Annotated in this window: 16 protein-coding genes; 13 read left to right on the plus strand and 3 right to left on the minus strand. The window is 44.7% G+C overall.

Translation table 11 applies throughout. From position 1 onward, the window contains the following. Nucleotides 1–339: 339 nt before the first annotated feature. Nucleotides 340–864, plus strand: coding sequence for a Cys-tRNA(Pro) deacylase (gene ybaK / locus G588_RS0105340; protein ID WP_330361405.1), 525 nt, complete (start codon nt 340–342; stop codon nt 862–864). Beyond that, nucleotides 861–1,772 carry a hypothetical protein gene (locus G588_RS19285; RefSeq protein WP_022777727.1) on the plus strand — a complete coding sequence of 304 codons (912 nt, stop codon included), beginning with the start codon at nt 861–863 and terminating at the stop codon, nt 1,770–1,772. Before ybaK ends, G588_RS19285 begins: the two co-directional genes overlap by 4 nt. Before the next feature lie 165 nt (nt 1,773–1,937). On the opposite strand, the gene G588_RS19290 is transcribed toward G588_RS19285, so the two are convergent. Continuing rightward, entirely contained in the window at nt 1,938–3,245 is a 1,308-nt protein-coding gene (locus G588_RS19290) for a glycoside hydrolase family 5 protein (RefSeq protein WP_022777728.1), read from the minus strand. Between the two features lie 6 nt (nt 3,246–3,251). Then, nucleotides 3,252–6,062 carry a carboxylesterase family protein gene (locus tag G588_RS23340; protein ID WP_022777729.1) on the minus strand — a complete coding sequence of 937 codons (2,811 nt, stop codon included), beginning with the start codon at nt 6,060–6,062 and terminating at the stop codon, nt 3,252–3,254. Nucleotides 6,063–6,474: 412 nt separating this feature from the next. On the opposite strand from G588_RS23340, the gene G588_RS19295 reads away from it, so the two are divergent. After that, nucleotides 6,475–7,950: a glycoside hydrolase family 43 protein gene (locus tag G588_RS19295; RefSeq protein WP_155830747.1), complete on the plus strand. Its 1,476-nt coding sequence runs from the start codon at nt 6,475–6,477 to the stop codon at nt 7,948–7,950. Nucleotides 7,951–7,957: 7 nt separating this feature from the next. On the opposite strand, the gene G588_RS19300 is transcribed toward G588_RS19295, so the two are convergent. Beyond that, on the minus strand, nt 7,958–8,914 hold the full coding sequence (locus tag G588_RS19300; protein ID WP_022777731.1) for a helix-turn-helix transcriptional regulator: 957 nt from the start codon (nt 8,912–8,914) through the stop codon (nt 7,958–7,960). Nucleotides 8,915–9,345: 431 nt separating this feature from the next. On the opposite strand from G588_RS19300, the gene G588_RS0105370 reads away from it, so the two are divergent. The 10 genes from G588_RS0105370 (at nt 9,346) to G588_RS0105415 (ending at nt 23,879) form a co-directional block, all read left to right on the plus strand. After that, on the plus strand, nt 9,346–12,279 hold the full coding sequence (locus G588_RS0105370) for an extracellular solute-binding protein (protein WP_022777732.1): 2,934 nt from the start codon (nt 9,346–9,348) through the stop codon (nt 12,277–12,279). Nucleotides 12,280–12,300: 21 nt separating this feature from the next. Then, a complete protein-coding gene (locus G588_RS0105375) occupies nt 12,301–13,239 on the plus strand; it encodes a carbohydrate ABC transporter permease (protein WP_022777733.1) in 939 nt (312 codons plus the stop codon). A gap of 1 nt (nt 13,240) precedes the next feature. Beyond that, nucleotides 13,241–14,101, plus strand: coding sequence for a carbohydrate ABC transporter permease (locus tag G588_RS0105380; protein ID WP_022777734.1), 861 nt, complete (start codon nt 13,241–13,243; stop codon nt 14,099–14,101). 21 nt (nt 14,102–14,122) lie between these two features. Beyond that, nucleotides 14,123–15,640: an NHL repeat-containing protein gene (locus G588_RS0105385; protein WP_022777735.1), complete on the plus strand. Its 1,518-nt coding sequence runs from the start codon at nt 14,123–14,125 to the stop codon at nt 15,638–15,640. A 5-nt stretch (nt 15,641–15,645) separates the two neighbouring features. Beyond that, complete coding sequence (locus G588_RS0105390) at nt 15,646–16,305, plus strand: Yip1 family protein (protein WP_026668597.1); 660 nt, start codon at nt 15,646–15,648, stop codon at nt 16,303–16,305. 17 nt (nt 16,306–16,322) lie between these two features. Then, nucleotides 16,323–18,920, plus strand: coding sequence for a DUF5696 domain-containing protein (locus G588_RS0105395; protein ID WP_022777737.1), 2,598 nt, complete (start codon nt 16,323–16,325; stop codon nt 18,918–18,920). 14 nt (nt 18,921–18,934) lie between these two features. Further along, complete coding sequence (locus G588_RS0105400; protein WP_022777738.1) at nt 18,935–19,843, plus strand: carbohydrate ABC transporter permease; 909 nt, start codon at nt 18,935–18,937, stop codon at nt 19,841–19,843. Further along, entirely contained in the window at nt 19,836–20,846 is a 1,011-nt protein-coding gene (locus tag G588_RS0105405) for a carbohydrate ABC transporter permease (protein WP_022777739.1), read from the plus strand. The genes G588_RS0105400 and G588_RS0105405 overlap by 8 nt, the downstream gene beginning before the upstream one ends. A gap of 431 nt (nt 20,847–21,277) precedes the next feature. After that, nucleotides 21,278–22,777, plus strand: a complete 1,500-nt coding sequence (locus G588_RS0105410) for an ABC transporter substrate-binding protein (protein ID WP_022777740.1) — start codon at nt 21,278–21,280, stop codon at nt 22,775–22,777. Nucleotides 22,778–22,925: 148 nt separating this feature from the next. Next, nucleotides 22,926–23,879 carry a hypothetical protein gene (locus G588_RS0105415; protein WP_022777741.1) on the plus strand — a complete coding sequence of 318 codons (954 nt, stop codon included), beginning with the start codon at nt 22,926–22,928 and terminating at the stop codon, nt 23,877–23,879. The last annotated feature ends 45 nt before the right edge of the window (nt 23,880–23,924 follow it).

A 23,924-nucleotide genomic window follows, 5' to 3' on the forward strand; every position in this document is an offset into this window, starting at 1 on the left:
TATTTTGATAATCATATGAAACACCTGTGAAGTCGCATCTTAATATGCCTTTCAGGAACAAAATCTAGCTGGTAAAGGCTGAAATGTGTTATATAAATCCGCTTGATTAGCCCCTAAAGCCCTGAATATTGATGTCAAGGGGACGTGGAATACCGCAGCCGCTTTTTGGCGAGGATATGCCGCGAAAGCCCCTTTATATCAATATCCAGGGTGTTTCTATACTTTCAGCGATTTGAATCTACCGGGTATCACAACTACATACTTGTCGTATTGAATAAGTGAACTGTTCATTGCATCCGATTTTATTTGTAATTTTCTTATCGAAGTGCGACAATAGACATGTTCATTTTTACGAAGAAGGTAATCACCATGAAAAAAGAAGAGAAGACCAATGTTATGCGTGTGCTTGAGGGCAAAAAGATTCCCTATTCAAGCCACTCATATGAACCGGATGCTACCATGACAGGCGAAGAGATAGCCGGCATTCTTGGGGAAGATGCCGCGCTGGTGTTCAAGACTCTTGTAACCCAGGGTAAGAGCAATACCTACTATGTATTTGTCATTCCCGTCGCAGAAGAGCTTGATCTTAAGAAGGCCGCCAAGGCTGCAGGAGAGAAGTCCATCGCAATGATCAAACAAAAGGATCTCCTGCCTCTTACCGGATATGTTCACGGAGGATGTTCTCCTATAGGCATGAAGAAGCAGTTTCAGACATTCCTTCATGAGACAGCCGCCGATCACGAGCATATATATGTCAGCGCCGGCAAAGTTGGCTTTCAGATAGAGCTTGCACCGCAGGATCTGATCGCCGTGGCAGGATGCAAGCTTGCAAATTTAGTTATTGAGGAAGGCATGTTGGGATGAAGGATTATATTTACTGGCATTTGCCGGGCTTTAGTGTGTTCAGGGATCTGAACTACACTGTTATTGAACTGATGAGGGAGTTTCCCAATTCTTTTAACGAAAATTACAGAGTAGGAAGTGTGTACGGCACCTTCCCCGGAGCAATTTGGAACGGTGGCAGAACAGTTCTTGGCTTTTGCCCCAAGAATGAGATAGAGCGCACCATCAAGATGTTCAATTCCAAGCATGTTCCCGTGCGCTTTACCTGGACCAACCCCCTCATTGAGGAGAAGCATTTAAATGACACCTTCTGTAACCTCATAATGCGCCTTGCCGATAACGGCGAGAATCAGGTGCTTGTAAATACCGAGGTTCTGGAGAATTATCTGAGAAAAGAGTATCCGGGCTTTAAATTCATTTCATCCACAACCAAGAGAATCACAGATCCGGAGAAGCTCCATGCGGAACTTGAGAAGGATTATTTCATGGTGGTTCTCGACTATGATATGAACCACAACAAAGAGATTCTTGAGAGCTTAAGACCTGTGGCTGACAGAGTGGAGATCCTCTGCGATGAGATCTGTTTCCCCGAGTGCCCCAAGCGCCTTGAGCACTACAGAGATGAGGCCTTAAAGCAATTGGAATTCGAGATCTCAAGGCCCTTCAACTGTCCCAACAGACAGGAAAAGAAATCCTTTGAGGACTGTAAGAACAAGCCTGCCTTTATATCCAAGGAGGAGATGAAGGACTATATCGATATGGGCTTTAGGAACTTTAAGCTGGTGGGAAGAGGACTTCCCCAGGAGCTGGTTCTTGATTCCTATATGTATTACCTTGTTAAGGATGGGGAAGAGGACTTTATCAGAAATCAGATAAATAAGCGTCTTGCCGAGATCAACGCCAAGAAAATGGCGGCAAGAAAGAGATAAAGACTCCGGTAAGAAACAGATATATAAAGAAATAGATACATTAAGAAATAGGAAAAATAGAAATAAATAAAAAGATATATAAGCAAAGTAAAAGGCATCAGATAAATCCTAAAAGGATAAATCTGATGCCTTATTATTCTGTACTAATTTCAGTATCTAACCGGATTACTCCTCTTCGTAAACAGCCATCATGGCATCTACGAGCTTCTCTCTGTACCAGGTGTTGTCGTTTCTGTTAAATACTGCGAACTTCTCGCCTTCCTGATCGAAGTTGCCGTTATCCCACCAGTAACAGGGAATTCCGCTCTTCTTGGCGCGGCTTAGATACTCTGTAACCCAGTTAACAACTTCATCTTCATTGTTCTTGTCAACGGCGCCCATCTCTGTAATAAGAACGGGAACTCCTTTGGCAAGGAAGATTCTGCTGAGGTCTGAGAACACTCCGGTAATATCGCCCTTGTGTGAACCATCCCAGTTATCATAGGGGTTAGCGCTGGGATCCTCATAGGTGAAGGCGTAAGGAGTGTAAGCGTGGATCGCAACTGCAATGTGGTCATCCTCAGGAATCTTAAGAGGAGCGATGGTTGAAATAACATGAGAGCCTGCAACGCTGGTGATAAGAAGCAGACGATACTCGTTGTTTCCGCCGGTGGCTCTTACTGTGTCAACGAAAACCTGATTCAGTGTATCAAGGCACTTTCTTACCTCAGGCGTTCCGCCGTTCCACTCGTTCTGACCGCCCTTAACTCTGGGCTCATTCATTCCCTCGAAAATAAGGTGATAGTCGTAATCCTTGAATTCCTCAGCAATCTGAGTCCAAAGAGCAGCCATCTGCTCGCTTGTTGCATCAACGTGGTCGTTGTCGGGAATTCTCCAGTCCTCTTCGTGATGAGAATCAAGAAGTACATAGAGGTCATCCTCGATACAGTAATCAACTACTTCTTTAACACGTGCCATCCACTCGGGATCAACGGTGTAATCAGGAGCAGGACCCATGTGTCCGCCGAAGGTTACTGGAACTCTGATGCTGTTGAAGCCCTTGGCTGCCACGGCATCGATCATCTCCTTGGTAGTTGCGGGATTACCCCAGCTGGTCTCAGAAGCAAGGCCTGAAGCGCCATAAGCATCAAGAGAGTTACCAAGGTTCCAGCCAATCTCAATCTGAGCTACAAGTTCGGCAGGAGTGATATCTTTCATTTCCTTCTCCTCAATGGGAATATCGGTAGCTGTGTCTTCTGCTACCTCCTCAGTAGTAGCCTCAGCAGCAGGAGCCTCTGTGGCCTCCTCAGCAGCTGTCTCAGTTGTGGCCTCAGCAGCAGGAGCTGCTTCGGTGGCTTCCTGAGTAGCTTCTACGGCCTCCTGATTGTCCTGAGGAACGTTCTGAGCTGCGTCAGAACCGCATCCTGTGAGGCCGGCAAATGCAAGGCTTGTTGCCATACCAACAGCCAACAGTTTCTTAAAATACTTTCTCATAAAAAATTATCCTTTCAAAAATTCAATCGTTGCAAGTGAACAACTACCTGAACCATTATAACGCAGATAAAGTGCATGTATACCATTTATCTCTTCAAAATGACATTCTCTTGCATCCCAGATGTTTGAAGAATCATCTTTTACGATAGTTCCGATAACCTCTCCGCCAAGGCTTGTGGTGACGTCGAAATGTCCCTTGAAATAGCCTCTGGTCTTGATTCTAAGGCCTGTTACATGTTCGTAGTTAAAATACTTGAATCCCACAGCTGTACCGTCAACAATATCCTTGATATAGCTGATTCCGTAGCCTGTATTGTCAAATTCCTGAACGACTCTGGGAGCATCGGGCTCAACATACATCTTGTGTGCTCTGGTAAAGATGTTGCAGGCGATGTAGGAAGGATACTCACCGTATGCTTCAAGAGGGCCGCCGTTAAGTCCGCAGCTGGTGATCTCTGCCTGATCGATGGAGCCGTCCTCATTGATATGGAGCTTCTCTGCGCAGGCCTGTCTGCTGAACCAGGTGCCGTTGGTGTGTCTGTGATAGAAGATATACCACTCATCACCGATCTGTATCATGCTGCCGTGGTTGTTTCCGCCGTAGGCTGAAGGAACCTCGGGAGCCTTGTAGTCTCCGATATGAAGGTCACAGTTGCTGACCAGAACTCCGCCATAGGTAAAAGGTCCTGCGGGCTTGTCTGAGGTTGCGTAGCACAGCTCGTGCATAACCTCTGAGGAATAGATGAAGTAATAGGTGTCATCCTTCTTTCTGATGGATGAAGCCTCGAAGAAGGCGTGTCCCTCATAGCCTGTGCCTGCGCTGTAGATCTTGCCGGGAACCACGATCTCGGGAGCTTTCCTGACTGTGAGCATATCCTTGTCAAGAAGTGTGTACATAGCGCCATGTCTTGATTCGTCGCCGTGTCCGCAGAAGCCTGTATAAAGATGAACTTCATCACCTTCTGTAAGAACACCGGGATCAAACTGAGGCTCATCGCCCTTTTTGTCACCCAGCTTGGTGCCATCTTCATAGTGAACATAACCGTAGAACTCGAAAGGACCATTGGGACAGTCTGAAACTGCAACGGAAACAACACTGATCTTATCAAGTACATAGTAGAGGTAATATCTTCCGTCTGGGCCCTGAGTTACATCAGGAGCGTACAGACACATATGTCCGTCTTCATTAAGAGGATCCTGAGTCTTTCTGTAGATCACGCCTTCGTAGTGCCAGTTGCCAAGGTCATTGACGGGAGCTGACCAGCATACGTAGTCGCCCATGCAGAAGGTCTCTCCGCCGTAGATATCGTGGGAACCGTAGACATATACCCTGTTTCCGAATACATAGGGCTCTCCGTCGGGAACATACTCCCAGTTTGGAAGATAAGGGTTGACTGCCTGCTTCTTGTAATTGTTTCTGATGCCGCCTTCCTTGCGGGGGGAAGCGCCTCTTGAGATGAACTCTATCTCGTTTCTGTCGGAATCGGTATAAGGTGCCCATACAGGAAGCGCGATCTTCTCGCTGCCGCCCTTGTTGGGATCACCGGTCTTGATAAAGTTTGCGAAATAGTCACTCATCTGCCTTGCCAGCTCGAAATGTCTTCCCTCATAGGGACGGTGGCACTTAATCAGGTTATCAAAGAAGAACCACAGGTCGCAGGAGTGGAAGGTACCGGGGTGACTATCGTTGATGACATGGCCATCGGGAGTTGTAAATACATTGCCGTCGCCCGGAATATCGGGATCGAAGCGGTAATAGTAGCAGCTCTGATCTGCTCTTTTTTTGGTAGCGTCGTTGAAGGTGCTCTTAACGGACTGTTCAACGGTATTGATGCTGCCCATCATGAACTCATCGGAGGTGTTGCCTGCGATGATGGGAGCCTTGGCACATTTGCCTTCGACAAAAAGCTCAACCGGATCGCCCTTGCAGAAGAAACCGTCTCTTATAGGGAACATACGAGGGTGATCGGAAACAAATTTATCGTAGCCGGCAAGCAGGGACTTGGAATCAATCTCCCTGGCTTCATCAAGGCTCTTCACACCAAGGGAATCAAGGAATGCCTTGCCAAGTTCCTCAGCCTTGGGAAGATCAAGGGGACGGAAAATATCGTCCTTGGGATCAGGAAGTCTGATGATTCCGCTGAGAACTACAGCACCCTTAATTACATCAAAATTGCCTTCGTGAGTGTACTGGTGCATAACGCTGGAACCACCTGCAGACTGACCTGCGATGGTGATCTTCTCCGGGTCTCCGCCGAAGTTTGCGATATTTCTGTATACCCAGTGAAGACCTGCCTTCTGATCAAGGAGACCAAAGTTGGCGGGAGCATCGGGAGATTCTTTTGTAATCTCGGGATGAGCCATGAAGCCAAAGCAGTTAAGTCTGTATGCGACACTGACTACAACCACACCTTTTTTGGCAAGAGCTTCTCCGTTAAACTCCATTTCGGCTGTATAGCCCCACTGGAAGCCGCCTCCGAAGAACCATACGAGTACAGGAAGCTTCTCATCGGCTGCCTTGGCCGGAGTCCATACATTGAGGTAGAGACAGTCCTCACTCATGGGAATATCGGCATCCACATGCCATTCTCTGCAGTAGATATCTGTACCCATTCCCGGTGTGTTCTGATAGGAGATGGGGCCGAACTCATGGCATAATCTTACGCCTTCCCAGCTTTCTGCGGGCTGAGGCGCTCTCCATCTGTTCTTGCCCACCGGAGGAGCAGCAAAGGGGATGCCCAGATAAGCAGTGATGCGCGGATTGCTACCGGGGAGTCCGCTGACTTTTCCGTTTTCGGTATTAGTTGTTCTAAGCATATTTTTTCTCCAATACATTTTATTAACGAAATTGTTATATTTTCATATTTAAATTTATAGTCTACAAAAGAAATGAGTCTATTCACATATTGCGGGTGGATGGGCAACACTTGCGAAGTTGCGGGTTTTGGCAATTACTGCGGTGAAATGAGCAACATTTCGGTGGATGAAAAATTACAAAATCAAATATTATTTTTATCACAGGAGAGATAAAACGGTGACTACACATTTCCAAAACAAAACAACTTTTAAACACAAACAACCTCTAATAATAATCTTGCGTTTGGTCGCCGTTTCTTTTTTCCTGACTGCCTGTGCTTCGGGGGCTGCTCCAAACACAGTGTCCGAGGACAGCACCGGCAGCAATGCAGTAGAGCAACAAGAAACAGATGAAAATGGAGATTTAACAGACATGGACACAAAAGCCCTGAATATCAGTGAAGTATTCGACAACCTCAAACCGGAGCAGAGCCTCAAGGAAATAACGGATCACAACCCTGTTATGGTTCAGCGTTTTGGTGCAGACCCTTACGCTCTTATATACGATGGAAGAGTATACATCTATATGACCGGTGACAAGCCTTCTTATAATGCAGACGGAACAGTCAAGGAGAATACCTATGGTAATATCAACACCATCAATGTTATTTCCTCCGATGACCTTGTGAACTGGACAGACCACGGAACTATCTATGCTTCCGGTCTTACAGGTGCTTCAACCTGGGGCAAGAACTCCTGGGCACCTGCAGCAGCTTACAAGAATATAGACGGCAAGGACAAGTTCTTCTTATACTTTGCCAACAACGGCAACGGAATTGCTGTTCTGACAGCAGATTCACCGGTGGGACCCTTTACCGATCCCATTAACAAGCCTCTTATTTCCAGAGAGACTCCTACCTGCGCAGAGGTAACATGGCTCTTTGACCCCGCAGTTCTTATGGACGACGACAAAAGAGCATACATCTACTTCGGTGGCGGTATCCCTTCTCCCGAGGCAGCATCCAATCCCGGAACAGCAAGAGTTTGCGAGCTTGGCGATGATATGATCAGCCTCAAGGGAGATCCCAAGCCTATAGAGAATGTTTCCTATTTATTTGAGGATTCAGGAATCAACAAGATTGACGGTACCTATTATTATTCCTATTGCACCAACTTCAATGTAACACCTGAGGCTGCCAAGGAGAACGGTTTTGAATCCGGCGAGATCATGACCATGAAGTCCGATTCACCAATGGGACCTTTCACAGCCTGCAACCCTGTCCTTAAGAATCCTGAGAGATTCTTTGGAGTAGGCGGTAACAATCACCACTGCATGTTCGAATTTGAGGGACAGTGGTACATCACCTATCATGCAAGAATGCTTGAGAAAAAGATGGGAATTGACGGAGGCTACCGCAGCACTCATATCGACAAGCTTGTGATAGATGAGAATAACGCTCCTTCAGTGAGCACAGGAACCAAAGAGGGGGTTAAGCAGCTTAAGAGCTTTGATCCTTATACAGAGACCAAGGCAGTAACAATGTCCAATGAGTCAGGCGTTACAACCAAACAGTTTGGCGATGAGGCCAAGAAGTTTGGCTCAGGAGATATGATAGTAGCAGATATGCTTCCCGGCAGCTGGATCAGTGTCAGCGGAGCAGACTTCGGAGAAGACGGAGCAGCAGAAGTTGAAGTTAAGGCTCTGTCAGAAGGCGCCGGAGCAATCAAGATCTGTCTCGACACCCCCGCCTCAGAGGCTGTCGGATATGTGGATGTCAGCGGCGCAGATGCAGATGAGCTTACAACCATCACCGCATCACTGGACAAAAAAATAACCGGAGAACACGCAGTATTCTTTGTATTCTCCGGAGATCCGTTCAGATTATACAGTTGGAAATTCAATAAATGATAAAGATTTAAATCTTTTCCGATACATCGCCCTTTTCTTTGCCTAAACCGCCGGAGAAAAGGGTTCTGTATTCACCGGGGGTGCAGCCCTTCTTGAGTTTGAAGGTGCGGTTGAAAGTAGAGATACTTGAGAAACCTGCCTGAAGAGCGATGTCAGTAATTGACAGGTCATCCCTGGTGAGCAGTATCTCGGTTGCCTTGATACGTCTTCCGATGAGGTAATCGTAGAAGGTACAGTTCATATACTCCTTGAACAAACGGGAGAAATGGAACTTGGAGAAACCGCTGAAGGCAGCAGCATCATCCAGAGTGATGTCATTGGCATAGTTCTCATCGATATAGTCGATGGCGTTATTCAGACGATCGAAATACTCACGTCTCTTAACCGGAGTTGAATCAGTGAAGAGCTGCATTCTGTTGAGATTGAATCTGGACAGGATGGTCATGATCTGGAACAGATGTGAGTAGATCGAGAACTCATAGAACTCGGTCTTCTGGAAATACTCATTCCAGATTTGTGAGAACAGATCATACACTTCATTATATACAGGTGCAAAGGTGTCGGGGGTTATATGAATGCAATCCTTCAGCATTGTGATAAGTCCCGAGTAGCCTCTTACATTGGAGAAAAAGTCAATATCGAAAAGGCATACATAACGCTGACCTGACTTGGGTGCATGAAGGGCATGTGATTTTCTCGGAGGGATAAAGAAGATATCTCCCGGCATTACTCTGTGGGGCTCCCCGTCCACATCAATATCGTAGTAGTTCTCAATAGGAACAATGATCTCAAGGGCATTGTGCCAGTGCGTGGGATAATCCACGTTCAGCTCGTTGTACCATATTCTGATGGAACTGTCCTTGGGGAAAATGGAATTCTCTTTGGTCCCTTCAAGAGAACGACTCTCATAATCGGTATTTTGCTGGTAATAATCCAGACTTACGCCTTCATTTCTTAGAATCATACCTTTGTTCCTCCCTGCCATGAAATATTGCCATAGGAATATACTTCATAACATAAAAAAGCAATATATAATTACGTATTATGGCATTGCTTCATCTTAACAACATCTCTAGGTAAATCGCAAAAACACTGGATTTCTTTATGCGTTTTGTACGCATATCTTAGCACTTTGATCCCCATTCTTCTTCTCAAATATTGCTATTTTTTTTCACATCGTGCTTATTTTACCTAAAAGCATACTACAAAATTATTTCTGATTTGTCAAATGTGCACAAAAATGACATCTCTTTTTTCTATCTGCCATCGCAATATCTGAATACCATAAGGCAAAATTTGGTAGGCGACAAGGCTCCCAAGCCGATATCCTTTATAGTGCAGGTTGCAATAGCCTGTAGCAAATATTGAGAAGCAATAAATGGGGAGGAGTTACTCTTGCATACCACAGTAAAGAAAATCATTGCAGTAGTTTTATCCATAACAGTTATCGGTGGGGTCTTCGTGGTGCTATCCGGACGGGATGTGAAAGACTTCCATGATAAATACAAGGACACCGACCTGACGGTGGATGTCCAGGGTATGGAACGAGTCGGTACTTATAATAAGTATCTTGCCCAGTACAAGGATGCTGGCAAGCCTTCAACGGACATCGACATACAGCTCGATGACTACCAGGCAGAGGGTACTGTTAAAAAAGAAGCCGACGGATTATTTACAGATACGGGATCCCTGGTTACCTGGAAGGTCAATGTTCCGGAGGCCGGCTTCTACAGACTCTATATGGAATACCTGATTCCGGAGTCAAGAGGAGTTGCCGCAGAGAGATCCGTTCTCATTAACGGAGAGCTTCCTTTTGAAGGAGCAAGAAACATCGCCTTCACGAGAATGTGGATGGACGGCGGTGAGGTCAAGGTTGATAACCAGGGCAACGAGATAAGACCCAGACAGGTTGAGTACTTTGACAAGCAGTCAGCTTACTTCAAGGACAGCATGGGATATGTAGCAGATCCTTACATGTTCTATTTTGAAAAAGGAGAGAATGAACTTTCCTTAAGAGCAGACAACGAGCCCATGATTCTTTCCAAACTTACGGTTAAGGGAATTAAAGAGGCACCTACATATGAGGAATACCTTGCTTCACAGACAGGAACAGACAGCCAGGAAGCAACGACATATCAGCAGGTGGTACAGGGCGAGGATTCAACCCTTAGATCAGAATCCTCCCTTTATGCTAAATATGATCGATCCTCGCCGACCACCCTTCCTAACAGCGTAACCAACACAGTACTGAACTATGTTGGTGGTGAAAGCTGGAGAAGTTCAGGTCAGTGGATCGAGTGGAACTTCGAAGTTCCCGCAGACGGTTTCTACAATATTATGATCAAGGGCCGCCAGAACTACGCAAGAGGATCTGTTTCAAACAGATGCGTGACAATCGATGGAGAGGTTCCTTTCAAGGGACTTGAAGAGATATCTTTCTCTTATTCAAATGATTGGGATTGCCTCGATCTTGCAGATGAGACAGGAACACCTTACAAGTTCTACCTTACCAAGGGTCAGCACACAATAAGACTTGAGGCAACTCTCGGAGGTATGGGTGCTATCCTTGAGGAGATGGAGGATTCAACCTTCAGACTCAATCAGATTTATCGTAGAATCCTTGTTTACACCGGAGCAAGCCCTGACGTATACAGAGATTACCATATCGAGACTACATATCCCGAGATCATGGAAGCCATGGAACTGGAAGCCAAGAAGCTCTATAAGATAGTAGATGACATGGTTGCTTATTCCGGACAGATGGCTGATAACATTGCAACAGCTCAGACAATCGCTCAGCAGCTTGAGAGATTCTGTGCTAAGCCTCAGAAGATAACAACAGAGTTTACTACTTTTAAAGATAACATCACATCACTTGGCACAGCATCACTTAAAATGAGTGAGACCAAGCTTGATATCGACTACCTGGTTATTTCAGGTACAGGTGTAACACCCAAGAAGGACAAGGCCAACTTCTTTACCAAGGCCGCTCATGAGATCAAGTCCTTCGTTGCATCCTTCTTCGTAGACTACAACTCAGTCGGAGATGTATATGACGAGAAGGGCAGTGATAAGGTAGTTAAGGTTTGGGTACTGACCGGACGTGATCAGGGAACAATCCTTAAGACAATGGTAGATGATGACTTCACTACTTCAACAGGAGTCAAGGTCAACGTTGAGATCGTTGATCCCGGTGCACTTCTTAATGCGGTTCTTGCAGGAAGAGGACCTAACGTAGTTCTTTCCGTAGGTGCCGACCAGCCTGTAAACTATGCGCTCCGTGGCGCAGCTGAGGATATCACTCAGTTCGATGGTTGGGAAGAAGTAATGAGCCATTACTCAGAGAGCTCCTATGAGCAGTACAGACTCGACGGACACATCTACGGTGTTCCCGAGACACAGACCTTCAACGTTATGTTCTATAGAAAAGACATTCTTGAAGAGATGGAGCTTGAGATTCCCAATACCTGGAAGGAACTGATCGAGATGCTTCCCACAATTCAGGGAAACAACCTTTCAATCGGTATTCCTACAGCAGCAGGAAGCAGCGGTGCTACCGCAGCAGCAACATCAGTAATGTCCAACACCCCGGACCTTTCAATGTACTTCTCACTCCTGTATCAGTACGGCGGAGATATGTACAACGAGGACGGCACCAAGACCACAGTTAACACAGAGGCCGGTGTTGCAGCATTCGATGATTACGTAAGATACTTCAATGACTATGGTATTCCTACTGTTTACGATTTCGTCAGCAGATTCCGTTCAGGAGAGATGCCAATAGGAATTGCACCATACTCAACATATAACACACTTATGGTATCCGCACCTGAGATCAGGGGACTTTGGGACTTCACTCTTATTCCCGGAACCTACAGAACGGATGAGAGCGGCAAGACATACCTCGACAGATCAGACTTCATCACAGGAAGCGCAACAATGATGATCGCAACAGAGGATGAAGAACTCAAGCAGAACTCCTGGGAGTTCATGAAGTGGTGGGCTACCGCGGATACACAGGTAAGATTTGGTCGTGAGATCGAGGCCCTTCTTGGATCATCTGCAAGATATGCTACAGCAAACAGAGACGCATTCTCAAATCTGTCCTGGAGTACAGATGACATTGCGGTTCTGAATGAACAGTGGGATTCAACAGTAGGTATCAGAGAAGTTCCCGGTGGATACTTCACAGGCCGTCATATTTCAAACGCTATAAGAAAGGTAATCAATTCCAAGACTGATTCACGAGAAACAATCATTGATTACTCGATTCTGATAGATGAAGAGATTAAGAAGAAACGAATCGAATTTGGTATGCCGGTTGATTAAAGATACAGGAGAGCTAATGAGATGAAGGAATATCTGCAGAAATACTTAACGCTGCGTAAGCACAATTTTAACGTGGCCCTGAAGAAAGCAAAGAACAGAAAAATGTGCTACATCTTCCTGGCACCGTACGCAATACTCTTTACAATGTTTTTTGTGTTCCCTGTAGTAGCATCTATCTATTACAGCTTCACATATTACAACATCCTTGAACCTCCTCGGTTTATAGGATTACAGAATTATATCTCCCTGGTGCTCCAGGATGATATCTTTCTGATAGGCGTGAAAAATACATTGATGATAGCGCTGATAACAGGTCCTCTGGGATACATTTTATCCTTCCTGTTTGCCTGGCTTATCAACGAGCTGCCAAGGTGGATCAGAAGTATCGCTGTCATCGTGTTTTACGCCCCTTCCATTGCAGGTAACTGTTATGTAATCTTCTCGGTATTCTTCCGAGGCGATGCATACGGATATGTAAATGCGTTCCTGATGAGTATCGGTCTCATCGATGCACCTAAGCTTTGGCTCATCGATCCCACATACATGCTTCCAATTTGTATGGTAGTTATCCTTTGGATGAGTATGGGATCCGGATTCCTTTCCTTCGTAGCCGGACTTCAGGGCGTAGACAAATCACAGTTTGAGGCCGGATACATGGACGGTATCAAGAACAGATGGCAGGAGCTCTGGTACATAACTCTTCCCAGCATGAAGCCTATGCTTATGTTCGGTGCGGTTATGACAATTACATCATCCTTTGGTGTGGCTGATGTAACAATGGCTCTTTGCGGATATCCCAGTACGGATTATGCAGCACGTACCATCGTAACACACTTGTTTGACTACGGTTATTCAAGATTTGAAATGGGTTACGCCTGTGCAATAGCTACAATCCTGTTCCTGATGATGATACTTTGCAACAAGGCAATTCAAAGTCTGTTAAGGAGAGTTGGTACGTGATATGAGTAAGCTGATTAAAAAAAGAAAGCCAAACAGGTCAATAGGCGGAGACATAGCTCTTTACATTTTCCTTTTGCTGGTTGCCTTCGTTATGGCATTCCCAATTATTTATGCAGTAAGTAGTGCACTTAAACCACTTGATGAATTGTTCAAGTTCCCGCCCAGGATCTTCGCACAGCATCCTACACTTGATAACTTCTCGGATCTGTTCGTAACAATGGGTAAGTCCTGGGTAACCTTTACAAGATATCTTTTCAACACAGTATTCATTACCTTCTGTGGTACGGCGGGACATCTTATCATTGCTTCCATGGCAGCTTTCGTGCTTGCGAAGTATGAGTTCCCCGGAGGAAAGACCTTCTTCAAAATTGTAACGGTAGCCATGATGTTCACCGGTTGGGTAACAGCTATTCCCAACTACCTGATTCTCAACAAACTTGGTTGGATCGATACCTACTGGTCAATCATCATTCCCGCTTTTGCTTCACCTATGGGACTGTTCCTTATGAAGCAGTTCATGGAAGGACTTCCTACTTCACTTATTGAAGCAGCCAAGATCGACGGAGCAAATGAGTGGAAAGTATTCTATGACATCGTTATGCCAAACGTTAAGCCTGCATGGATGACACTTATCATCTTCTCAGTACAGGGACTTTGGAATAACAAAGCTTCTACATACATTTATTCAGAAGAAAGAAAGACTCTCGTATATGCCCTTCAGCAGATTCAGTCAGGCGGAATCGCAAGAACCGGACAGGGAGCGGCAGTACTTGTAGTAGTAATGATAGTACCTATTCTTATATTTGTATTTTCAGAGAGCCAGATTCTGGAGACCATGGCAAGTTCAGGTCTTAAGGACTAATTTGAAAGGTGTTGAAGCGATATGCGTAAGAAAAATATGTTTTTAAAGACCGGAATGGCAATACTTGCGTTGGCAACTGCATTTCTTCAGCCGCTTCAGGTATCTGCCAGTGGCAGTGACGGTGGTTATACCTATAACTACGATTACTGGGGAGATTACAAGGACAGCGCAGACTTCTATACAGTCTGCAAGGTATTTACTTCCTCAGATCTGGGGCTTGATGTCAAACTCAAGAATCCTCAGGGACTATTTGTGGAAGGCAATCACATCTATCTGTGTGACAGTGGTAACAACAGAATAATCGAGCTTGAGAGGGTTTCTCCGGAAAAGCTTGAGGTTGTAAAGATAATCGATTCCTTCAAAGGCGGTTCGGGGCCCAATACTTTCAATAACCCCACCGATGTTGCAATATCCGAAGACGGCAACATATTCGTAGCCGATCAGGGCAATGCAAGAGTACTTAAGCTTGACAAGGATCTTAACTATCTTCTTGAGTTTGTTAAGCCTACGGACAACACACTTGATCCCAAGCTTGTATTCCAGCCCACCAAGCTGGCAGTTGATACAGCTGAACGTGTTTACTGTATAGCAACCGGTATCAACAAGGGTCTTATAAAATACGAGAATGACACAGCATTCTCAGGATTTGTAGGAGCTACACCGGTTACCTTCAACTGGACAGATTACATTTGGAAGAAACTCGCTTCTCAGGAGCAGAGAGCCAAGATGGAATCCTTCGTTCCCACTGAGTATGAGAACATCTACATGGACTATGAAGGCTTTATCTACGCAACAAGAGCTCTTACCGATGACTCCAAGAAGACAGAGAATGCAGTCAGAAAGCTGAACCTTATGGGTAACGACATCCTGGTTAAAAACGGCGACTGGCCGGTACAGGGTGATCTCTACTGGGGTTCCGGCGGTGGATATGAAGGACCTTCAATCCTCACTGACGTAACTGTAATGGATAATGACATCTATGCCTGCCTCGACAGAAACAGAGGAAGAGTATTCGGCTATGATGACCAGGGACGTCTGGTATTTGCCTATGGCGGTAACGGTAACATGGATGGATATTTCAGAAGACCTTCCGCTATCGAGCACATCGGCCACGAGCTTTATGTTCTGGACAGCCTGGATTGTTCAATAACAGCCTTTGTTCCAACAGAGTTCGGTAATCTTGTTTACACAGCTATCGAAGATTTCGACAAGGGTAAATATGAATCTTCAGGAGCTGCATGGCAGGAAGTTATGAACCAGAATGGTAACTACGACCTGGCTTACATCGGAATCGGACGAGCACTCCTTCGTCAGGAGAAGTACAAGGAGGCTATGGAATACTTCGAACTTAAGTATGACGCCGAGAACTATTCCAAGGCATACAAGCAGTACAGAAAGATCTGGGTTGAAGATCACATAGGCTGGATAGTAGCAGTTATCCTAGTATTATTCCTTGTTCCACTTGGAATTGGAAAGGTAAAAGCACTTCGCTACGAGATTGATACAGCAGATATCTTTGTAGCAGGCAGGAACGGGTGATGAATATGATAGCAAATACAAAGACAATTGATAATCCAAGAGAGAAATACATTGATTCCCTGAAATTTGCCCTCTATTGCATTACTCATCCGCTTGATGGTTTCTGGGATCTTACACATGAAAAAAGAGGCACAATGGCAGCTGCCAATACGATTCTTTTCCTTACACTTCTGATTCGTATCCTGAAGCTGCGTTACACAAGTTTTATTATGATCCAGGTGTATTGGGAAGACCTTAACATCTTCCTGTATCTGGCAAGTATCCTATTCCCCCTTGCACTTTGGGTAGTAGGTAACTGGGGACTTACAACACTGTTTGATGGAAAAGGAAGACTTGGACAGGTATATATGGCTACCTGCTATGCACTTACACCTTATCCGCTTATCCAGTTCCCGCTTATGATTTTCAGTAATTTTGTTACTGTCAACGAAGCTGAGTTTTACAGCGTAGTAAGTGCTCTGTCACTGGTATGGTGTGCGCTTCTTGTAATCGCAGCCATGGGACAGATCCACGAATACTCTGCAGGAAAGAACCTACTTTTTACAGTTGCTACATTGTTTTCTATGCTAGTCATGATCTTTATTCTTATGATCTTCTTTAGCATGATTTCACAGGGAATCGCATACTTCATTTCCCTGGGCAAAGAATTGATGTTCCGAATGTAGGATGAGGGGTGACGGACTTGAAAACAGATAAGAACAAAAAGATGGATGAAATAAAAAAGAAAATATTGCAGGGATTCCTGAAGCTTCTGCCTTCGATCCTTATCCTTTGTATCATAGTCGGCGGTGTTGCCTATATCGTTAACACAACGGCTCCTACAGAGGAAAAAACAATTGTTGCTCCCTATGCTTTTGATGGCAGAGAGGACAACGTGGTAATCGATAACGGACAGCTGAAGCTTACCATGGATCCCAAGACTACCGAGTTCTCACTGGAAGTTAAGGACAGCGGCAAGGTTTGGTACTCCAATCCTCAGAAAGCTGCAGAGGATGCAGCAGCTCTGGATGACCAGAAGCTCTTCCTTCAGTCTCCGCTGGTTATGTCTTATTCCATTACACAGGGACTTGAGACAACCTATAACTCCTTTGGATTCTCTGCACAGAACGGTATATATGAGATCGTTCCCGGAGACAATGAGATCAGAGTTAACTATTCACTGGGAAGTGTTCAGAAGGAATTCACCATTCCTCCGGTAATCACCAAGGAAAGATTTGAAGAATACCTTGGCAAGATGGAGAAAAAGGAAGCCGATCTGATCAAGCAGTACTACAAAAAGTACGATATCAACAAGCTTACTCCCAAGGATAATAAGGATGAACTTCTTGCAAACTATCCTATTATCGAGACCAATGTTATCTACGTTCTCAGAACAGCGACCAAGGATAACGTTAGAAAGACAATCCAGGACAAGTTTGAAGCAGCAGGATATACCTATGATGATTATCTTGCAGATAAGGAACTTGATCTTTCAACAAACGCATCAGAGACGCCCGTCTTCAATGTAAGCGTTATTTACAAGCTTGAGGGCAAGGACCTGGTGGTTGAGGTTCCTTTCAAGGATCTTGAGTTTGATAAGGAAACACCTATTTATACAATCACACCTCTTCCTTATTTCGGAGCTGGTGGTCCCGAGGATGAAGGCTTTATGCTGGTTCCCGAGGGAGGCGGAGCACTTATCAACTTTAACAACGGCAAGACCTCACAGTCCAGTTATTACACCAACGTTTATGGCTGGGATATGTGTGTAACAAGAGATGCAGTGGTACACAACACAAGAGCTTATTACGGAGTATACGGTGTATCTGAAGGAAATGATTCCTTCATCTGTACTCTTGAGAACGGCAGAGCCTATGCAGCTATTCAGGCCGACATTGCCGGCAAGAACCACTCTTACAACTTTGTAAATGCCAAGTACAGCATCTGTCAGAGAGAAAAATATGACGTAGGTGATATCGCCAACAGTGATATTTACGAATATGATCTTAACCTCCCTGAGGATGAAGTTCTTTCACAGAGATATACCTTCGTTAATTCCGGAAGCTATGTAGACATGGCCAAGACCTACAGCACATATCTTCAGAAGGAATATGCAGGATACCTTGATCTTGTAAATGATACAAGCACTCCTGTAGCCATCGAACTGGTTGGAGCCATCGATAAGGTTAAACAGATAGTTGGAATCCCTGTAAAGAGACCTCTCAAGCTTACAAGCTACAAGGAGGCTCAGGGCATTCTAGATGAGCTCACCGCATCCGGAGTAAGCAACATGAACGTCAAGATGACCGGTTGGTGCAACGGCGGTGTAGAGCAGAAGGTTCTTTCAAAGACCAAGACAGTCGGAGCTCTCGGAAGCAGCAAAGATCTCAGCAATATGGTTTCTGAGGTTCAGGCAAACGGCAATACAGTTTATCTCAACGGTATAACGCAGTATGCATATGACAGCGATCTTCTGGATGGATTCTTCTCATACAGAGATGCAGCCAAGCTTATCAGTAAGCAGAGAGCAGAGCTCTTTGAATACAGCCATGTAACCTATGCTCAGAGAGAAAATGCAGACCTTAGCTATTATCTTCTTCATACAGATCTGGCTAACAAGTATGCGAACAATCTTGTAAAAGCAGCAAATAAGTATGGCGCAGGTGCTTCTTTCCAGGATCTTGGTGAGGACCTCTCATCAGATTTCTACAGAAAGAATCCTAACAGCAGAGAAGCAGTTCTGAACAAACAGGTTGAGCTCCTTAAGGGCTACAACGACAACGGAACTCCTCTTATGATCAACATGGGTAACGATTATGCAATTCCTTTTGCAAAGATGGTTACCAACATGGACCTCAGAGGTTCCGAATACACAATACTTGATGAATGTGTTCCTTTCTTCCAGCTGGCAGTTCACGGAAGAGTAGATTACACAGGAGAGCCCATCAACATCAACGGTAATCCTGAGAACGAAGTACTCTATGCAGCTGAATACGGCGCAGGTCTTCAGTTCACATTCATGGAAGAATCTTCCTTCGCAACACAGAAGACTCTTTACACAGATTATTACGGATCACATTTCGATTCCTGGAAGGAAAAGATGCTGGAGATCTACAACAGATACAATTCTGAACTGGGTCACACCTTCAACCAGGAAATGACAGGACATGATAACCTTACGGGTGATGTTTCCTGCACCGAATATGCTGATGGAACCAAGGTTTACGTCAACTATGGATACGCAGATTACACAGTAAACGGCGTAGATGTTCCTGCAAGAGATTATGTAGTAACAAGATAAGGAAAGGCAAAGTTATGAGTAAACAGAAAAACAAATTAGCCGGGCTTCAGAAGCGTAAGGCTATATCGGGATATTTATTCATATCCCCCTTCATAATCGGATTTTTGGTCTTCATGATCAAACCACTTTTTGAGTCTTGCTACATGAGCTTTTGTGAGGTTAACCTTGCAGCAGGAAAAGTTACCAAGACTCTCAACGGAATAACCAATTACATCTTCGCTTTCAGAGTAGATCCTGAGTTTAACAGGCTACTCTGGGAGGAAGTTTCCAGAATGATCGTTTATTCACTGGCTATTATCGTATTTAGTTTCTTTGTGGCTCTGATACTTAATCAGAAGTTCCACGGAAGAGCACTCGTAAGAGCGATTTTCTTCCTGCCGGTTATCCTTTCATCAGGCGTAATCGTAGGACTTGAGTCAAATAACCAGCTTATGGCTCAGCTGGCACAGACAATCGAGCAGTCAACGGGAAATGTAAGTATTACAGGTGCCCTTGAGAGTATTCTCAGAACTGCCGGTGTAGGTGTAAGAGCCTATGAGAAGGTCTTCGAAGTAATTGATAACATCTACGATGTTGCACTTGCTTCAGGTATTCAGATCATCATCTTCCTCTCAGGTCTCCAGACAATTTCCTCCAGCATGTACGAAGCTGCGGATATTGAGGGATGTACCAAGTGGGAGAGCCTGTGGAAGATCACCTTCCCTATGATCAGCTCACTTTTCCTTGTTAACTGGGTTTATACAGTAGTTGATTTCTGTATGAGATCCGATAACGCGGTAATTGAGAAGATTCAGACAGTTATGATCGATCAGCAGCAGTACGGTAATGCATCTGCAATGTCATGGGTTTACTTCCTGTTAGTACTTGCTTTTGTAGGTGTTACATCATTTTTCATTTCAAAGAGGGTTTATTACTATGACTAAGACGGAGAATAAAGCAGGATATGCAAAACAGAGTTTTTGGGAAAGAAACAAACTCTCCGGCGGTTATCTCCTGCAGAAAGTAATAACAGAAAGAGCGGTCAGCATTATAAGATTCATTCTTTTATTCGGAATGTGCTTCCTGATCCTTAAGCCTATTTTCAACAAGATTTCAGTCAGCTTCATGACTGAGAAGGACCTGTACAATCCTATTGTTATCTCCATCCCGGAGCATTTCACGACAGGTAACTACAGACTTGCAGCTGAGCTTATGAACTACAAAACAGCTGTGCTTAATTCACTTCTTATTGCACTTACCGTTGCTGCACTTCAGATTGCGGTATGTACACTGGTTGGATACGGATTCGCAAGATTTGAATTTCCGCTCAAGAAATTCTGGTTTGCAATGGTCATCCTTGTAATCCTGATTCCTCCGCAGACAATCGCCAGCTCACTGCACCTTCACTTCAGATTCTTTGATATTTTGGGAATCTTCAAGCTGTTAACAGGTGACTCGATTAACCTTCGAGGCTCCAAGCTTCCTTATTACCTTATGAGTGCAGGATGTATGGGACTTAAGAACGGATTGTACATTTACATGATCCGTCAGTACTTCAGAAACATCCCCGGTGACCTTGAAGAAGCAGCTTACGTTGACGGATGCGGAACCCTTAAGACTTTCATAAGGATCATGCTTCCTCAGGCTAAGCCCATCATCACTTCCTGTTTCCTGTTTGCCTTTGTATGGCAGTGGACAGACGGATTCTATTCCAGAATGTTCCTTGGAAACACCAAGCTTGTAAGTACCGGACTTTCCAGAATCGTAGACAGTCTCGGTGCATACATCCAGAGAATCAACGGAGTTAAGACAACAATTTCAGTTGCTTATTCCAACTGTATTCTTGCAACCGGAACACTTATGATCATCGTTCCCCTGATCGTTCTCTACCTCTTCGCACAGCGTTCCTTCGTAGAGAGTATCAGTGCGACAGGTATCAAGATGTGAGCGATATAGGGATACGAAGTTTCAAGTATGCATGCTCGCATGCTAATACTTGAAACCTCGGAGACCGTACGGACATGAGGAAGTAGCGCGGTAGTGCGGATTCCGAATGGACGTAGCGGTTCGACAGCGTAAGCGGAGAAGCGCGGATATCGCGAACATAGTAGAGGGCATCACCTGATCCCTTGATTTATCAACATCCAACCGGGGAAGCTCACCTGATTTCCTTTATTTTATCGATAACTTTTCGGGTAGCCAATTCGCATTATTGTACAAAACCACCAAATTTTCATCACAAAAACCTACCGATAATAGCAACATTTGGTGGCACATAGCAAAAAATGATTATCAAGATAATGTAAAAAAACATATAATAAAAATATATGTTTTTATATATCCCATGTGGGGGTACAACTTAAAAGGAGGATTTAAGTATGAGAAAGTCTTTAACAACAAAGACAACAGCCGCTATTATGGCGGCAGCTACACTTGTTAGCATGACAGCCTGCGGTGACAACACAAACGGCGGTGCTACAACAGAGACACCTGCAGACACAACTGCAACTGAGGCACCTGCAGCAGAGACACCTGCAGCAGAGGCTACAACAGAGGCAGCTGCTGAGGAAGCTCCATCTGACGAGTATGATCCTTATCAGATCATCACTGATGATTCAGGCAACCCTGTAGACCTTGGCGGAATGGAAATCGTTATCCGTGACTGGTGGTCAGGCGATGAGGCAGAGCCTCAGAACGAGTATGAGGAAGCTCTTAAGGATTACAGAGATTGGATCCAGGAGACCTACAACTTCACTCTTAAGCAGACAGCTATGTCTGACTGGGGTTCAACACCTACAGATTTCGTAGATTACGCTACAACAGGCGGCGACGAGAACTATATATTCATCCTTCGTGATGATCCGGCTATCACATCCGCTATGGCTAACGGCCTTATGTATGACCTTTCAACTCTGGATTGCCTTGACTTCAACGATGTTAAGTTCCAGAGAAACCTTCTTCACAAGCAGTATTCTAAGGGAGACAGCATCTACGCTATGTTCGCCGGCTATTCAGAGGCACGTACAGGTGTATACTTCAACAAGAGACTTCTTACAGAAGCAGGAATCGATCCTGAGTCAGTTTACGATATGCAGGCTGACGGAACATGGACATGGGATAAGTTCGAAGAGCTTATGAGCAAGGTTCAGCAGGATAAGGACAACGATGGTACAATCGATGTTTACGGTCTTACACTTAACGAAGGTAACATGACAACAGCTGCTGTATTCTCAAACGGCGGTTCTTACATCGACAAGGATGCAAACGGTAACTTCGTATACAACCTTGAGTCACCTGAGACTCTTGAGGCTCTTGAGTGGACAGTTAAGATCTTTGATACATATGATGCAGAAGTAGCTAACCCTGAGGGTGCTGAGTGGGATTACTACAAAGAGCAGTTCATCAACGGTCAGGCAGCATTCATGGTAGAAGATGAGTATGCAGGTTGCCCTGGTAACTTCCTTGAGGATATGCAGGATGAGATCGGATTCGTAATGTTCCCTAAGGGACCTAAGATGAACGATTACATCAACGTTTGGTCAAACAACCCTGCTGCTATCCCTGGATGCTATGATGCAGACAAGGCTTGGAAGATCGCATTTGCTTGGAATCTCTGGACACAGGCTCCTTCAGCTGAGTACCTTGACTACAACGGATACCTTTCAACAGCACGTAACGGTAAGTTCGATGAGAGAGCTGTTGATGAGACTATCACAATGATGACAGAGAAGGGTACTGTTGCTTACCATGGAATGGTTCCTAACCTCAACCTTGGTTCAGACTTCGTATGGAACATTGGACCCGGCGCTGTTGTATCAGAGCAGGTTGAAGCTATCCGTGATACATGGAAGTCTTATGTAGATGAGGCTAACAAATAATTAGCACAGACTACAGATAAGCATTTAGCTTAATGCCGGTCAAGGCAAAAGTTACTTTTGCCTTGACCGTTTTATTAAGGGAAAAAGGTTGTAGGAACCCTTTTTCATTTAATAAAACGGTCAGTTTATAAAGACAGAGGTGTTAAAAATGAATAAAGTCAGATTTCATCTTCCGGGGCTTAGGTACAATTTCCCGCTCAACATGTTTTGGATCAGTTTGCTTGAGCAGCATCCGGAATACTTCAGAGAAGGCGTAGAGATCGCCTCATTCTTCGGTGCTTTCCCATTCTCTCTATGGAATGGCGGAAGACTTCTGGGAAATGATCAGTGTGATGCAGGCTTTGTTAAGCATGTTATCGCATCTATTAACAAAAAGAATATTCCTGTCAGATTCACCTTTACCAATCCACTAATTAAAGAGGAAGACCTTGCTGATCCCTTCTGTAATTTCTGTTTGAAGGAAGGCGACAACGGCATGAACGAGGTGCTTGTTTTTTCACCTATACTTGAGGAGTACATCAGGGAGAATTATCCCTCCTACAAGATTGACTCCACAACCTGCAAGGAGATCAAGAGCGTAGAAACTCTTAATGCCGAACTTGAGAAGGATTACAAGTACGTGGTTCTTGACTATAACATGAACAATCAGTGGGATCTGATAGAGCAGCTGAATCATAAAGACAAGCTGGAGGTCCTTATCAATGCTCTCTGTGTACCAAATTGTGAGAGACGCGGCGATCATTACAAAAATATCGCTCTTAATCAGAAGATTGTTCAGGAGAACAGGAATCTTCCTCCGGAAAAGAGAAAGCACATTATTCCCTGGACCTGCAAATACGGTGATATGAATTGTCTTTACACGATTCAGGATTATCCGACCTTCGTTTCACCGGAGCTTATCTGGGAGAAATATGTTCCCATGGGAATCAATAACTTCAAGATCGAAGGAAGAACAGCCAATCTGTTCTCACTTATAGAAACCTATTGCTTTTTCATGATTAAGCCCGAGAAGGTCGGTGAAGCAAGACTTCTTCTTCTCAGAAATCTTGAGGCAGCCAAGGTGATTCAGGTTAACAAGCCAAGACCCGGTGTATGGCCTTAATTGGCGGTGAAAAAAGTATTGTATAGCAAAAAATGCAGTGTGGAG

This window comes from Butyrivibrio sp. AE3009, from assembly GCF_000420845.1.
In the GTDB taxonomy this organism is placed as follows: Bacteria; Bacillota; Clostridia; order Lachnospirales; family Lachnospiraceae; genus Butyrivibrio.